This window comes from Sphaerospermopsis sp. LEGE 00249, from assembly GCF_014299995.1.
Taxonomy (GTDB): Bacteria; Cyanobacteriota; Cyanobacteriia; order Cyanobacteriales; family Nostocaceae; genus Sphaerospermopsis; species Sphaerospermopsis kisseleviana.
Map to the genome: position 1 here is coordinate 24891 of NZ_JACJUZ010000047.1, position 16499 is coordinate 41389.

The window sequence follows — 16499 nt, forward strand, 5'->3', positions numbered from 1 at the left end:
TTAGTCTACCCCAACCACAAAAACCATGAAAATCCTACCTAACCTAAAAAAACTAAGCACTAAATATCGATATCTCAAAAGAAAATTTGATATTTTTCTTGAAAAGAATGTTAGTTATCGTCATGACTATAATTTGAAAGTTATTCGACAAGAACTTAACTCAATATCTTCCTTTAATGAACTGTATAACTTCTCCCAAAAACATTTTGGTTTAATTCAAATAAAGTCTGAAATTGGAAGCTTTCTAGATTTTGCTTTGCAGAGACAGCCGAAAATCGTCTTAGAAATAGGACTTAAAAATGCAGGAAACTCATTCCTTTTTTTACATTACCTTGATAATGTTGAAGACTTAATCTGTATCGACATAAAATTAAATAACCTTGGAAAATTGAATTGTCTCAAGAAGAACAGTCAGAAAATTTTATTTATAGAAGGTAGTTCTCAATCAGATTTTTCGATAAAAAAAGTTGTTCAAAAATTGAACGGTCGGTTTATTGATCTGCTTTTTATAGATGGAGACCACTCATATGACGGGGTAAAAAATGACTTTTATGCCTATCAACACTTGGTTAAAGATGGCGGTATAATAGTATTTCATGATATTGTCTCTGACAAAAATGAGAGTGAATATGAACAATCTTCTTTTCGTGAGTCCTTGATTTACTCTGGTGGTGTGCCTAAATTTTGGAATGAAATCAAGGATCATTATCAACATAAGGAGTTTATTGAGAATCCTGAACAGCGTGGTTTTGGGATTGGTGCCCTTATTAAAGATAGACTTTTAACTCCTTAGAAGTTCCCTGAAAATTATTTCAATCGATAAATTCAAAGAAAACTCGCAGGCTTTACTTACTTTGATTTTAAGTTTATGTACTTTTTGGTTAATGTTTTATTTTCGTCTTGAGTATGAACAATTTTTTCGTAATTATTACTACTATTCAGTCTCCTACTTCTGCAATGCGCTGTCTTAACCAGAAATTAACAGTAGAAGGTGCGCAACTTATCGTTATCGGTGACCAAAAAGGACCTTCTGAGTACAATTTGCCAGCTACTCAGTTTTGGAATCTAGATTTACAACTTAGCTCACCTTATACCTTGGCCCAACAACTTCCAACAGGTCACTATACCCGTAAAAATCTTGGTTATTTGGAGGCAATTCGTCAAGGAGCAGACTGTATCTATGAAACCGATGACGACAATGCGCCCTTACCCTCTTGGGATCTTCGCAGTCAACAGGTAGAAGCCCACACAGTTAACCAATCGGGCTGGGTGAATGTCTACCGTTACTTTAGTAATGACCGCATTTGGCCTAGAGGTTTTCCCCTAGATTGTTTAATTGAGTCTTTCGCTAACCATATTCCACTACAGATACAGCCTAAACTGGTTCAAGCCCCAATTCAACAAGGCCTAGCCAATGGCTCCCCAGATGTAGACGCAATCTGGCGATTGGTGCTAGATCAGCCTTTTACATTTGAAAACAAACCGAGTATTTATCTTCCACCTAGTTCCTGGTGTCCATTCAATAGTCAGAGTACATGGTGGTGGCCAGTTGCTTACCCCTTAATGTACCTTCCCAGTTATTGCTCTTTTCGCATGACCGATATCTGGCGAAGCTTTATTGCTCAACGTTGCCTCTGGGAGTTGGGATATGGTATTGTTTTCCATCCTCCTGAAGTTGAGCAAGAGCGTAATGCTCATAATTTAATGAAAGATTTTGAAGATGAGGTTTCAGGTTATTTAAATAACGCAAGTCTGGTAAATACTTTAAAAAAAGTTGAATTACGACCTGGTGAGTATAATGTTACAAACAACTTAATAAAATGCTACGATTCCTTAGTAAAAGAAAATATTCTGCATCAAAAAGAACTAATGTTATTAAATGCTTGGGTAGCGGATTTGAATGCTATTCAATACTAAAAAATTAGACCAAAAATATAATTTTTTTATCCATGAGCAAACGATTAACTTACCTTCCAGAACTAGATGGACTTAGAGGTTTCGCAATCCTACTTGTTGTGTTTTATCATGCTAAGTTGGCGGGATTTGGGGGAGGATTCATAGGCGTTGATATATTTTTTGTTTTGTCAGGTTACTTAGTAACTTTTGGACTGTATCAAGAATTAGTCTCAACAAAAACTATTAATCTAGGAGAATTCTTTCAAAGAAGAATCAAAAGATTACTTCCTGTATTTTTTTTCGTAATACTCATAACACTTGCTATAGGCTATTTTGTTCTAATACCCATTGCTGGGGAACAACAAGCCCTTGGTAGATCTGCAATTGCATCAAGCTTATTTTTGTCAAACTTATATTTTATTTTCAATACTGGTGGATATTTTGACGAACCGACAGAACTGCAACCTTTACTTCACACCTGGTCACTTTCAGTAGAAGCTCAGTTTTACTTAATTTGGCCATTTATTATTGGATTTATCTATTTTCTCTCGCGAAAAAACACTAGTCTTTTCCCAAAAAACCTAACTATTGCTTTAGGATTACTGAGTATAGCTTCACTTTTCGTTTCACTATACTTTACTTATAAACAAGCTTCTGTTGCGTTTTTTTTAATGCCATCACGAATGTGGGAATTTGGCACTGGAGGGCTGTTAGTTTTATTACCAGTTCAGAAGTTTAATGCAAATCTGGGAAACTTTATATCTTCTTTGAGTCTACTTTTCAGCTTCTACACCGGAAGAGGCTATTAATTTAATTTTATTTCTTGAGAGTAACCCAAAGATTTATTGGGGTGAAGTTAAACATCAACGGAAAATTATCAACTACCTATGTTACCTCAGACCTTTGTATGATTTAATCCAGGCTTTTTCTCAAAAGCAAAAAATAAATACTCAAAATCTCTCAAACTAATAACTTAATTACTTGTTGACTAATTAAAAAGACTAATTAAAAAAATGTTTATTCCATTAGAACCTTTACCAAAACTTTGTGTTGTTTCAATTATTATACCCAGTTACAACCAGGGTAGTTTTATCAAAGAAACAATTGACTCAGTTCTGTCCCAAAACTATCGACCTTTAGAGATTATTGTCATTGATGGTGCATCCACAGATGAGACAGTTTCCATCCTAAAAATGTATGAAAATATACCAGAAGTAAAATGGATTTCTGAACCTGATCAAGGGGTAGTTGATGCTGTAAACAAGGGATTTGCCCTAGCTACAGGAGATATTATTAGTATCCAAAGCTCAGATGATTTCTACTTACCCCATGCCGTGCAAACAATGGTAAAAGCCTTTGAATCTCATCCAGATGTCGGACTAGCATTTGCTGATATCATTACTATTGATGCTAACGGTAAAGAACTGCGTCGTACCAACTTTCCACCCTATACATTAGAAGGGTTTCTCAGCAAGGAATTTTATATTCCCCAACCCTCAGCCTTTTTTCGCCAAGAACTTTTACAAGTTGTTGGGGGTTGGGATCAGGATTATTTTATTGCAGATACAGAATTTTGGTTGCGGATGGTGTTTCGCACTCAAGTATTAAAAGTTAATGACTGTATTGCCAAACGTAGAGTGCATGATGCCCAGCGTGATCACCAGGTTGATCGTATTGCTGATAGTTACTGGATGATGATTAAAAAGTCACCAGATTTGGCATCCGCTTCTTTAAGACTGCGAAGAATTGCATATGCTGGAGCTTATATAAACAATATTCGCTACTCCTCTCACAAACTGTCGATTTTTAATACCTTAAATATTTGGCGGGCCCTATTTCTTTACCCAAAAATGTGGATGTATTGGCTGAAATCTCCCTTACTTATCCCCTTTTATCTGGAAGTTATTTCTTCTCTTGCGTTTGCTAAAAGGAAAATTTATGAGTTCACGCGACCAGAAACTATTCACTAATATCACTCGGGAATTAATTGGTGTTCTTTGTAAAGATACATTCCGTTATATACCCAAGTTGTATTTTTCCGGTGATAATTCCAGTTGGGTGAGTCTGGATAGCTGGATATATCTACGCAATCGGTATGAAAGTTTGATAAGTAACCCCCATGGACCAGGTGTGATCTGCGATTGGGAGTTTTCCAGTCAACTACATGCTTGTAAGATCATTCCTCATTGGGGTAAGCAACTGATGAGGCTGGCTTTGGATGATTGGCCAATTGAATTTTCCACCACCCCTAAGATTAAGACTGCTCCCACTGTTTCTTTTATCTTTGCTCACGCTGGTTTAGATAGACTACCTCAACTGAACCAAACTATTTTTAGCTTATGGGGGCAGTTAGATTCTTGTGTTGAGTGTGTTGTGATTGATTTAACACCTGATTCAGTTCAAGAACACCTCCCAGAAGGCGTGATTTATCATCACATTCCTACTAATCATCTATCACCAGGATGGCGGAAATCTTGGGCTTATAATATTGGTGCAAGGGTTGCGTCGGGGGATATACTGGTGTTTCATGATGGAGATATTTGTGTTCCCAATAGATATGTTCACGAACTACTAAAGTGGTTATACTTTGGAGATTATCAAGTTGCTTCCATCCAGAGGTTTTTATTTTACTTAAGTGCCTATGAAACAGAAAAAATAATTCAAACCCAATCTATTGTACCTACTTTTGCAGATAATATCCTCCAGAACTGGCAGGGTGGAACAATTGCCATTCGTAAACAAGACTTTTTTGCCATTGGTGGTTTCGACGAAGGTTTTGTAAATTGGGGCGGGGAGGATCTTGAGTTTTTTGATCGCTGTAGGTTATTAAGACATTTCCGCTTTGGTTACTTACCATTTATTCACCTATTTCATCAACCACAAAAAGATCATAGACTGATAACAAACTTAAATACTGCAAAGGTTTTGCCTGTAAGATTAAGAGTTAAACCTAGCGATCGTCGTCATGAGTTGGTTCAGCGCCAATTTGGAAACTCTGAGTTTCCAGATCCCCCAGTTCCATACTTTATAGATTTTGAATAACTGATTTTCGACCAGATCAACAACCTACTTTTTAGCATGTGTGGAATCACTGGAATTATTTCTCAATCACCACTCTCACCTGAATTTTATCATCGTTTAAGATTGATGAATCAGGCAATGTCTCACCGGGGTCCCGATGGTTCAGGTGAGTTTGTTACTGATCATGTTGCCTTGGCAATGCGTCGCCTAAGCATTATTGATTTAGTCGGTGGAAAACAGCCTTTATATAATGAAGATAATTCCTTAGTTTTGGTATGTAATGGAGAAATTTATAATTATATTGAGCTTCAACAGTTTTTATCCAAGAAAGGTCATCACTTTAAAACAGCAAGTGACTGTGAGGTAATTCTTCATCTTTATGAAGAATATGGCACTAATTGCCTAAATTATCTAAGGGGTATGTTTGCATTTGCACTTTGGGATATTGGGCGCAATCGGTTGCTGATTGCACGAGACCGAATGGGTGAAAAACCCATCTATTTATTCAGGTCACCTGGTGTTTTGATTTTCGCTTCTGAGCTTAAATCACTATTAAAATCTGGACTGGTTCGATTCCAACTAGATCCTGTTTCTATTTATCAATACTTTCATTATGCTTATGTTCCTGAACCTCGGACTCCTTTAAGCGATGTGTTCAAACTCAAGCCTGGTCACTTTCTGTTAGTAGATGTCAATAAATGGGATTTTGAGCAAAAATGTTACTGGCAAATGGAAGACGTTCCACCCTTATCGGGGGATCCTACACAACTGATTCTTGAGCAATTAACTGAAATTAGTGAGCAAATTGTTCGATCTGATGTACCAATTGGTATTGCACTTAGTTCTGGTTTAGACTCAAGTGTTGCTGCTGCCATGGCAGCAAGAGCTTATAGTGGGGAAGTCCATGCATTTAGTGTGGGATATCCTGGGAATTTGCCTGGCGATGAAAGAGCAAAAGCCAGGTTGTGGGCTGAAACACTAGGTATTGTTTTTCATGATATTGAAATTCATATAGAAGATATGGTAAGTTCCTTTCCGGAATTAAATTTCTGGCGAGATGACCCCATTGCTGATATTGCGGGTTACTGTTATTTTCTAGTTATGAAACTGGCTCGTGAATGTGGTGTACCGGTTGTTATGCAAGGACAAGGAGTTGATGAGCTATTTTGGGGTTATCCCTGGCTACGTAAATCTGTAACTCAAAGTTTATTGAAGTTGAAAACACAAAATGAAGGCTGGCTAGCGCTTCCGAGTGTTGTGGGCTCATGGCTTACTCAAATCTCAAGTTTTCGAGGTTTTTTGGGGTCTGCTCGTCGAGGGTTTGGTATACCTAAAGGAAATCAAAAATTTTATGAATATCTTTGTAATGATTCCGATCAACTAGTGTTTTATGATATGCACCCTGACTTTCAGGAAGCCGTAAACGCTTCTGTTGGTCAATACCTGGAATTTGAATCAGATATTTCTTGGGTGGTATCCCTTTTTAGTCAAAGTAAGCCTTGGGATGATATTCCCGTTGTAATTACTCGTCTGATCTGTGAAACTTACCTATTGCAAAATGGACTGGCTCAGGGCGATCGCCTGAGTATGGCTTCTTCGGTTGAACTTAGACTTCCCTTTGTTGATTACAGATTAGTGGAGACCATTATTGGAATCAGAAAAAATAATGATGATCATACTATACCCCCCAAAGAATTATTCAAAAAAGCAGTATCAAACCTTGTACCTGACTACATATTAAATCAACCTAAGCGTAGTTTTTCTCCTCCGGTTAGTGCTTGGTATAACGCCTTATTTAAGTGTTATTCTGGAGATATCTTAGATGGTTATCTTGTTCAAAATAATGTTTTAAACCCTTGGGGAGCCATGGAGTTTGCTAAGGGCAAATATCCCCTTGGTACTTTTATGCCGCTTTCGTTTAAAGCTTTAGTTCTTGAAACTTGGTGTCGTCAAATGAGTGGAATTTGTTGAGCGTAATAAGCTAAGTTGATTATACCACAATTTCATTCTTTTTCATTCTTTGTTTGGAGGTGTCTAATTACATGAAGTCAATAGCTGTTATGCCTTTAACTTGAATAATTAATATAAGCAAGATGCTTGTGCTAATGTAACTTCAGTTTTTTTAATTATACAGTTTAGCTGCACATCAGCTTAAATATTTAAATGAAAAAATTCATGAATTAATCGATTGAGGTGCTTATGATCGAAGGAATGGTATCAACAATTATTCCTGTATACAATCGTCCTCAATTTCTATTAGAATCCGTTAATAGTGTACTAGCTCAAACTCATCGTCCCATTGAGATTATTATTGTCGATGATGGTTCTACCGACTCTACCCCGGAAGTTGGCCGTCATCTAGCCTTACAATACCCCGAAACCATTTGTTGGCTTCAAATCAGTAACAGTGGTCCAGGTCCAGCCCGCGAAGCAGGCAAAAAAGTTGCCCGGGGGGAGTTTATTCAATATTTAGATAGTGATGACCGCCTGTTACCCAGCAAGTTTGCCGACCAAATTCAAGTCTTACGTAGACATCCAGAATGTGGTATCGCTTATGGTTACACTCGGCTTATTGATGAGCATGGAAATGAACTTTCAGATCCCTTTAAGTGGACTGGACAGGATCTACCCTATTTATTCCCCGGTTTACTCGTAGATCGCTGGTGGTGTACCCACACTCCCCTTTATCGTCGCACAGTCACTGATGCAATTGGCTGCTGGTCAAATTTGCGCTGGTCTCAAGACTGGGAATATGATGCACGAGCAGGAGCTTTAAGAACACGATTGATCAATTGTCATACTTATGTAAGTGAACATCGCCATCACACTGGTCAACGTCAAACCTCTCAAGCCGATTGGTTTACTGACACCGCCAGGTTACAAAATCGGGCTGCCCTACTCAAAGCATTGTGGAAAAATGCTCAACAAGCAGGAATTAGCCCTAAGGATAAAGAAAGCCTCCATTTTTCTCGATGGGCTTTTTTGATTGCTCGCCATTGTGGTGCAGTGGGATTAATTAACGAATGTCAGGAATGCCTAGATTTAGCAATCGGCAGCAGCCAAGGGGTCAAGTTCCAAGATTTGACCCTTTATCGTTGGTTGTGTAGACTGATTGGTCAACAACTGGCATCTAAAATCATGGTAGAAATTGCTCGTATTAAAAACAACCCTGGACAGGCAACCCTCCCTCAATCATTTGTTAAGACTGATGGGGAAAATTAATACTTCCAATGCAGGGTTTTTAGTGCGGGACATCCTGCTAATAATTAGCACCCTCTTAGCCGCCATCAATCTATGGCAACCCCCAAATCCTTGGTTGCGCCAGGGTAAAATTTACGTCTCTCCCCAGGGATCTGACTGGAATCTAGGCAACAGTCCCCAAAGGGCTGTTAAAACTATACAACGGGCTGCGAATATGGCCACACCGGGAGAAGAGGTAGTTATTCTACCCGGTATCTATCGGGAAGACCTGCGGGTTCGCCGTGGGGGGAGGCCCAATCGCCCCATTACCTTTCGCGCCCAACAACCGGGAACAGTAACCATCACTAATGCTGTTCCACCACAGGTAACACAATATCTAACCTGGCGATCGCATGGCAATGGACTATATTCAACCCAGACCCCTTGGCCTATCTACTATGCCCTGTATAACGGCAGTGTTCTTTATGATGTTCGCTGGGGGGGAATAGAAAGACTGAAAACCTTAGTAAGTCAACCCAACTCCTACGGTGCTTTTACCTACGATAGGGAAACAAAGCGTTTTTATCTTTTTCTACCCCATGGAGAAATACCAAATAATCAAAAGCTAGTATTTCATCGAGAAATTCCGTCACCGCGAGAGTGGGGCAATAGTCGGGTGGCGAATATTTGGCTAGAGGCACAACATCTAGTTTTTGACGGTCTACGGTTAGAACTTGGCGTTGGTTCTAGCTTTTTGCTGTGGGATAGTGGTTACATTACTATTAGAAATACTCTGCTGACAGGCGCTGGCACAGGAATTAGTGCTTCACCTCACATCAATGTACCATCCCATCTGGTAGTTGAATATAACCTTTACCATAATTATCCCCAATACAACTGGCTAAAGAATTGGCTTCCCTGGAATGAAGTATACGCTCACTACTCAAACTCTACACTGATTTCTGCAAGTTTTCCTAATTTAGTGATTCGTCATAATGTGGTTAGCCACGGTGGTGATGCCTTGCAGATTTCCCCCCATCTGGATAAACCCGGGCAGAATGGGGCAAATATCTATGGTAATCTTTTAATGTATGGTACGGATGATGCGATCGAAATGGATGGACCTGCTGAAAAAGTTCATTTTCATCACAATCTAGTTTACGACTTTAAACAAAACCTAGGATTAAGTCCAGTTTTAACCGGGCCAGTTTTAGCAGAAAATAACCGATTCCTGCATCCTGCTAGTGGAGTCAATGGCTCCCAAGTCAAGTTACTCAATCCTTGGTATAAACCCGGTTCGCCTAATAATCAAAGCCCGATTCAAAATATTCAGATTCGCAATAATACTTTTGTTGGGCGTTATCTTGCCTATTGGGGACCACCTGTTAAAAATGTATGGGTGGAAGAAAATCTCTTTGCCGTGGAAGGGATGAATAATCCTCCTTGGCATCCCCAGGTCACAGTTCGCAATAATAAAATGATTACATTACCCCAGGAATATCCTCACCCCGGGAAAAATCTTCAATGGTTCCAAGGTTGGTCAATACCCCGACCTGGACCTGGTTGGCTTCAATATGAAGATCATCCAGCAACTGTGGATATCCATAAAGTCCTATCCCCGGATTTGTTTGGGAGTTATGGTAGCAAGAAAAACAAAGAGTTACGTTGAAATTGTTACTCAAGTTCTAACTGCATATGAAACTAGTAGCCTCCCTTTTATTACTATTTTTACTGCTAGTCAAGGGTTGTCAAACACCTAAAACCCTGTCATTCCAACTCAACTCTGACTCCATAATAGAAGCGATGGAGTATGTTGCCGATTGGCAGTTGGCAAATCCATCTAAACATCCTCCCACCCACTGGTCTCAGGCCGCTTATTACACTGGTATGATGGCCCTTGCGGATGTATCCAAGGATGATCGCTATCTGAAAGCCATGAAAAAAATGGCCCGCAGCAATCAATATCAACCAGGACCCAACCGACGCTTTGCCGATGACCAAGCTGTCATCCAAACCTATGCCCAGCTATATCTGCGAAACCCAGACCCAACTATTCTCGCTCCCACACTTGAACTATTTGATTGGCTCCTCACCCTCCCTTTTGACGAACCCCTAACCTGGGACGACCAGATCCATAATCGCGAATGGGCTTGGTGCGATGCATTATTTATGGCTCCTCCCGCATTAGCAATGGTCAGCCAGTCCACGGGAAATGAAAAATATTTACAACTGATGAACCGCCTATGGTGGAAGACTACTGAATATTTGTATGACCCACAAGAAAATCTCTATTTCCGCGACAGTCGATTCTTTGACCAACGCACTCCTAATGGCAGCAAAGTATTTTGGAGCCGTGGAAATGGCTGGGTTATGGCAGGTTTAGTACGGGTACTACAAGCCATGCCACAAAATTTTACTGCCCGCCCTAGTTATGAAAAACTATACCGGGAAATGGCAAAAAAGATAGCCGGTTTACAACGGTCAGATGGCTACTGGCCCTCTAGTTTACTTGATCCAAATCATCTGCCCAATCCAGAAACCAGTGGCACGGCATTCTTCGTTTATGCCTTAACTTGGGGAGTTAATCACAATTATTTAACGCTAAAAGAGTACAGTCCCTTTATTGAGCGTGGCTGGCAAGCCTTAATTCAAGCAGTTCATCCCAATGGCAAACTTGGCTATGTTCAACCCATGTCAGTTCAACCCGGGGCTGCAGAATACGAAACCACAGAAGCGTATGCAGTTGGAGGTTTTTTGCTGGCGGGCAGCGAGTTATTCAAACTCGTGGAGGGCGAACATATGAAAACCAACATAAAACTAATATAAGATGAGCAGCAAGTCAGTCCGCCAAATTGGGGTGTATATATTCATTATCCTTGTCGCCGGATTGTTTGGTGCCATCGGTGGTAGAGTGCTGGGTTACGGTTTATATCGCCTCAGCTATGATTACATTGTTATCACCCAAGAACATCAAGACTGGGGACTCCGGTTTGGTCTGTTTGTGGGCGCAATATTAACAGCATCCCACAAACTCGGCAGGAGACAGCCCTTTTCACTGGTTCAACTATTGTTAGGATTAGTATTAGTGGCTATGGTCACTGGCACCGGTATAGGTTTGGGAGGGTTAATTGCCCACACAGTATATCAAACTGGTCTATGGCAACCGAGCAACTGGCAATTACCTAACCCCAGTCGCCATGCTATATTCCTGGGAGCATTAACCGGACGTAATTGGGGGGCTGGTTTAGGAGTCATTTTCACAGTGCTATGGTTACGGTTTTCCCCCCGCTAAGAAACTCAGCCAAATCAAAATCTTTCTGTATGCCTATCATTTCCGTTGTCATGAGCGTCTATAACGATGCTCAGACGGTTAAAACCTCAGTAGACAGTATTTTGAACCAAACCTTCACAGATTTTGAATTCATTATCATCAACGACGGTTCAACAGATGAAACAGGAACAATTTTAGATCGCCTAGCCAGTCAGGACTCACGAATAAAAGTGATTCACCAAGAAAATACCGGGCTAACCCAGGCCTTAATCCGGGGGTGTAACCAAGCCCAAGGTGAATTCATTGCCCGTCAGGATGCTGATGATTACTCCTACCCGCAACGTCTGGAACTGCAATTGGCTAAAATCCAAAGTAGTCCACAGATTGGTATGGTTTCCTGCTCTACCCAATATATCGGACCCCAAGGAGAGCCACTGACTATTATTCAACGATCTGAAAGCCCTGAAATAGCCACCCAGGAATTACTTCATCGCCGCCAGGGTCCGGCTGCCCATGGTAGTGTTTTGTTTCGCAAATCAGTGTACAATGCCGTCGGTGGTTACCGCCCTGATTTCTATTTTGCTCAAGATTCAGATCTATGGTTAAGGATAGCAGAAAAAGCCCAGTTTGCCAGCTTGTCCCAGATACTATATCTTCACCGCAGGGAGATTAACTCCACCTCCGGTGTTAATCGTGCCATACAACTCCGATTTGGAGAACTGGGTCAACTGTGTAAAACCGCCCGTTTAAACAGCCAATCAGAATCTGTTTATCTAGAAGAAGCAAAACAACTACGCAGCCAACTCCTGGCCAACAAATGGCAAAAACATCCTCCCGACCCCTTGGCTGTTGCTAAAGCTACCTATTTTTTGGGATCTCAATTACTAACCAACGGCGATCGCCGAGCAGTTAACTACCTGTGGCAAACAGTACGTCTGTGTCCCTGGCACTGGAAAGGATGGTTTCGTTTGGGGCAAAGTATTCTGCAATTTCCGATACAAAAAAGCTAACTAATGCTAACAAAAGTTGGCTTTTTCTTCCTGTTTCACCAGTTCGACTACGCTCACTGAACCTATTGATGATGAACTCTCCTTTACGCATTCTGACAGTTGCCGATACTCCTTGCGATCCTAACTCTGGAGCCGCAGGAACAGTTTATTACACCAACCAAGCATTGAGAGAAATTGGTCATGAGGTAGATGAAATTTGGGCTGATGATTTAGGACCCAGGCGCATTGCTCACGGCAATCTCCATTCCTTGTTAGAACAACCTAGAGCCTACCGTCAGGCTGTTATGAAGGCGATCGCCACGAAAGATTATGATGTTATTCAAATGAGTCAACCTCAAGCTTATTTAGCCGCCAAGGCTTTAAAACAGGGGGGCTTTAAAGGATTGGTAATCAATCGCAGTCATGGGGTTGAGTTAAGAGTGGATGAAGTGTTACCTTACTGGTATCAGAAACTCGGTGTTCCAGAATCGCGTTTTCCTGGGTTCTTAACAGCAGGTTTACGTAAGTTGTTACAGCGTCAGTGGCATGAAGTGATTAAATACTGCGATGGTGTCATTGTTACTTGTGAAGATGATAGCCACTGTCTTGTAAGTAAGCTTAATATCAATGCGGATAAAATTAAAGTCATACACCATGGAGTTCCTGAAGCATTTTTCAATACACCGACTCAATCATATTCCTTAGAAAGACATCAGCAACTTCTCTATGTCGGGCAATCTGCTTTTTTTAAAGCACCACTCATCTTAGCTGCAATCATCAACAAAATATTACTTTCTAATCCCGATGTCACAATGACATGGGTTACTACTGTTAACTCCCATAATTACTTAAAATCCTTGCTTAATGCCCAGATTTTATCTCGTGTAGTATTTCTAGATTGGCAACCCCAAGAAAAACTTATTGCTTTATATGATTCATGTGGAATTTTTATTTTTCCCTCCTTCGTAGAAGGAGCAGGGAAAACCTCATTAGAGGCCTTGTCAAGGGGTCTTTGTGTAGTAGCCAGTAATCAAGGAGGAATGAAAGATTATATAAAATCTGGAGAAAATGGGTTTTTATGTGAAGTTGGTAATTCAGAGGAATTTGTTAACCGAATATCCTTACTTTTAAAAAACTTAGAATTTTCCACCAAATTGAGCAAACAGGCTGTGACTACTTCACAATCCTACACATGGAAGAAATGTGCCACCGAGGCAACTCGTTTTTACATACAAGCCCTGTTTAAATAGAACATATTTTGAATATGAACCTCATACAAATAGTAGTCAAAGAATTCAAAGATACACTGGAGCGACCGCAACGCTTAGGCAAATTATTTGATTATTCATCTCTCAAAAAATGGCTGAGATTTCAAGAGATTAGAGTTATTGCCAGGAATGACTGGAAAAACACGGGAAACATTTCTCAGAGAAATGTCCCATCCTATGACCAGTATATCAAGCTTCAAAAATCTAAGCTTGAATACCTAGACCTATCTAGCCATGAAAAAAAATTTAGGACATCTTTAAGGCAAAGATTATCAGAGTTACATTCACAGGATTATATCAAACCCTCAAACCGTACAGCATTGTGTCTTGGTGCAAGATTAGGTGCTGAAGTTGCGGCCTTTCGAGATTTAGGCTATTTTGCCGTTGGCGTTGATTTAAATCCTGGTAACAACAATCCTTATGTCATGTACGGTGATTTCCACAAATTAGAATTTTCCGATAATTCTGTTGATGTAATCTATTCAAACTCCCTTGACCATTGTTATGAGTTGAAATTAATACTTTCAGAAATCAAAAGATTACTTAAAAATGATGGTTACTTGATCATTGAAGCCGACCCTGGGTCAAATGAAGGAATTAGTCCTGATTTGTGGGCAACAATGAGCTATGAGACTGTCGATTCTCTGAAGACTGAAATTGAAACATCAGGATTGATTCTGGTTCAAGCACTACCCTTTGAATATCCTCGAAACGGAACTCAGTTAGTATTTAAGCGCTAATTTTTGCATCTCTCATGTTTAAAAACAACCCATTGTTATACTACCTTACTTACTGGCTATCTATTCAGCCTGCCTTGACACAAACAACTTCTTCTTAATTAGGGGTTGCTGAGAAAGTCTTTCCGTGAGGGCATAGGAGTCAGGAGTCAGGAGTCAGGAGTCAGGAGGAGATTTGAAAATTTCTTTGCCATCTCTTGAAATCCCAAAAAATGCACACTTTTTCCGGTATACCCTTCAAAACCCTTGCACTAATTTCTGTGTTTATCAGCCTCTAACCTTTGATATATCAAGGTTTTAGGTTTATTCAGCAAACCCTAATTAATCATTGCTTAACTAACGGTATTGGCACAATTGTATTCGGGTGGAATAAAAAACAAAAAGATAAAGCTGATCTGAGGAAACTTAATAATCAAAAGTTTGTTCAAATTCCATCAGCTAAATTAAAAACCCGTATTGAGCAATTATGCAACCAATATAAAATTTGATAGCACCGTTGAAGGTTCGTTTGTGGACTATTCAAGAATCCCCCGGCTTTTAGCCGTGGGGAGTATCAAACAGCAATTTACCTATTTTATCAAAAAATTATCAATAAAATCAGTAATTTCCTGATAAAAAACCCGCCCTTTTTCCCTACTACTACTCGCAGTTACTAATAACCTTAAAGTTTCCACCAATGAACTGATAGTAGCATCACAAACCAAATCAAACAACTGATTTAAATCATCTTGGTTTTGTTGTCCATAAGCCAAAGCATGAATATAATCATTACGAATTTGATTATTAATCACTACAATAGGATACCCGGCACGAATTAACAATAAATTCATTAATAATCTAGCCGTTCTGCCATTTCCATCTCGAAAAGGATGGATAGAAACAAAACGATAATGTGCCATGGTTGCATATTCTACAGGATGGATTGTTAAAGCAGCATCTGAATTGAGCCAGATCACAAAATCTGTCATTAATTGAGACAGTAAATAATGGGGAGGATAAATATAATTTGTCCCTGCTACCATTACATCTAATTGCCGATAAGAACCCGCTTCATTAGGGTGAATTTTCCTCAGAATTAGATTGTGAATTTGTTTAATTTCCCATTCATTAATTACTGTATCTTTTTGGGCTAAACTCTCAATATAGTCAATCGCCTCCTTATGTCCAACTACCTCTAAATGTTCATCAAGAGTCTTCCCACCAATTGTAATTCCTTTGGTTAACACTAACTCAGTTTCACTTTGAGTTAAAGTATTGCCTTCAATGGCATTAGAGTTATAAGTAAAGCGGACATCATACAGCTTTTTGAGTTCGGTGATTATTGTTTGATCAAATGGTCTAAAATCATCTAACCAGGCTTTTAACTTGTCTATTTGTTGTAATTTAAGTTGGTAATTCATGCTAATATAGTTACTGATTAAAGCAGTTAAGGAAAAATCTGTTTTTTGACTATCTGTTTTTTGACTTAAACCAATAACCTGATCAATAAACAGTTCATAAAGCTGAGAATAGGATACTAGCATAGGGTCTGTGTTCATCCTGTAAATTATCCTTTTCACCAAGCCCTATTGAGGTTGCTTAGTGCAAGAGTTAGCTTTCAAAGCCACCCATTTTTTCTATAGTCGGATCTAGAATTGTCAGCTTAATAGAACCCAGTTTAGCAGTTGTCCAGCGAATTTGTGAGGTTAAAACATAAATCCTTAAACCTTGACTGAAAACCTTATTCTTGCCTAGGGGTAATTCATGAATTACCCTGAGCGGTTAGTGAGCAGAGCGGTTAGTGAGCAGAGCGGTTAGTGAGCAGAGCGGTTAGTGAGCGGAGCGGTTAGTGAGCAGAGCGGTTAGTGAGCGGAGTCGAACTATGTCGAAGTATGCCAGCGCTACAAGGGTTTTATCATTAATATCTGTACCTCATCATCACGGAAACTGCTGTAACTTTTTCAGCAAACCCTAACTAGGGGTTGCTGAGAAAGTCTTTCCGTGAGGGCATAGGAGTCAGGAGTCAGGAGTCAGGAGTCAGGAGGAGATTTGAAAATTTCTTTGCCATCTCTTGAAATCCCCAAAAATGCACACTTTTTCCGGTATACCCTTCAAAACCCTTGCACTAATTTCTGTGTTTATCAGCCTCTAACCTTTG

Annotated in this window: 14 protein-coding genes; 13 read left to right on the plus strand and 1 reads right to left on the minus strand. The window is 39.8% G+C overall.

All coding sequences use genetic code 11. The annotated features are described in order from the left end of the window. The first annotated feature begins 25 nt into the window (after positions 1–25). The 13 genes from H5968_RS16260 to H5968_RS16320 all read left to right on the plus strand — a co-directional run bounded on the left by H5968_RS16260 (position 26) and on the right by H5968_RS16320 (position 14365). Positions 26–793, plus strand: coding sequence for a class I SAM-dependent methyltransferase (locus H5968_RS16260; RefSeq protein ID WP_187040774.1), 768 nt, complete (start codon positions 26–28; stop codon positions 791–793). 113 nt (positions 794–906) lie between these two features. After that, positions 907–1917 (plus strand): STELLO glycosyltransferase family protein, encoded by a 1011-nt coding sequence (locus H5968_RS16265; RefSeq protein WP_187040775.1) that lies wholly within the window; start codon positions 907–909, stop codon positions 1915–1917. 32 nt (positions 1918–1949) lie between these two features. Next, on the plus strand, positions 1950–2705 hold the full coding sequence (locus H5968_RS16270; protein WP_187040776.1) for an acyltransferase: 756 nt from the start codon (positions 1950–1952) through the stop codon (positions 2703–2705). A 204-nt stretch (positions 2706–2909) separates the two neighbouring features. Beyond that, positions 2910–3866 carry a glycosyltransferase family 2 protein gene (locus H5968_RS16275; RefSeq protein WP_187040777.1) on the plus strand — a complete coding sequence of 319 codons (957 nt, stop codon included), beginning with the start codon at positions 2910–2912 and terminating at the stop codon, positions 3864–3866. Then, complete coding sequence (locus tag H5968_RS16280) at positions 3835–4938, plus strand: glycosyltransferase family 2 protein (RefSeq protein WP_187040778.1); 1104 nt, start codon at positions 3835–3837, stop codon at positions 4936–4938. The genes H5968_RS16275 and H5968_RS16280 overlap by 32 nt, the downstream gene beginning before the upstream one ends. Before the next feature lie 36 nt (positions 4939–4974). Next, positions 4975–6888 carry an asparagine synthase (glutamine-hydrolyzing) gene (asnB, locus tag H5968_RS16285; RefSeq protein ID WP_187040779.1) on the plus strand — a complete coding sequence of 638 codons (1914 nt, stop codon included), beginning with the start codon at positions 4975–4977 and terminating at the stop codon, positions 6886–6888. 240 nt (positions 6889–7128) lie between these two features. Then, a complete protein-coding gene (locus tag H5968_RS16290) occupies positions 7129–8139 on the plus strand; it encodes a glycosyltransferase family A protein (protein WP_222620701.1) in 1011 nt (336 codons plus the stop codon). Then, positions 8126–9766, plus strand: a complete 1641-nt coding sequence (locus H5968_RS16295; protein ID WP_187040781.1) for a hypothetical protein — start codon at positions 8126–8128, stop codon at positions 9764–9766. The genes H5968_RS16290 and H5968_RS16295 overlap by 14 nt, the downstream gene beginning before the upstream one ends. Before the next feature lie 26 nt (positions 9767–9792). Further along, a complete protein-coding gene (locus H5968_RS16300) occupies positions 9793–10923 on the plus strand; it encodes a glycoside hydrolase family 105 protein (RefSeq protein ID WP_187040782.1) in 1131 nt (376 codons plus the stop codon). Between the two features lies 1 nt (position 10924). Then, positions 10925–11389, plus strand: a complete 465-nt coding sequence (locus tag H5968_RS16305) for a hypothetical protein (RefSeq protein WP_187040783.1) — start codon at positions 10925–10927, stop codon at positions 11387–11389. 29 nt (positions 11390–11418) lie between these two features. Beyond that, positions 11419–12378, plus strand: coding sequence for a glycosyltransferase family A protein (locus H5968_RS16310; RefSeq protein WP_187040784.1), 960 nt, complete (start codon positions 11419–11421; stop codon positions 12376–12378). Positions 12379–12446: 68 nt separating this feature from the next. Further along, the gene (locus tag H5968_RS16315; protein ID WP_187040785.1) at positions 12447–13607 is read left to right on the plus strand and encodes a glycosyltransferase family 4 protein; all 1161 of its coding nucleotides are present in this window, start codon (positions 12447–12449) and stop codon (positions 13605–13607) included. A 14-nt stretch (positions 13608–13621) separates the two neighbouring features. Continuing rightward, complete coding sequence (locus H5968_RS16320) at positions 13622–14365, plus strand: class I SAM-dependent methyltransferase (protein WP_187040786.1); 744 nt, start codon at positions 13622–13624, stop codon at positions 14363–14365. Positions 14366–14931: 566 nt separating this feature from the next. Here H5968_RS16320 and H5968_RS16325 read toward each other — a convergent pair. Then, positions 14932–15900, minus strand: a complete 969-nt coding sequence (locus H5968_RS16325; RefSeq protein WP_255427160.1) for a Fic family protein — start codon at positions 15898–15900, stop codon at positions 14932–14934. Between the last annotated feature and the right edge of the window lie 599 nt (positions 15901–16499).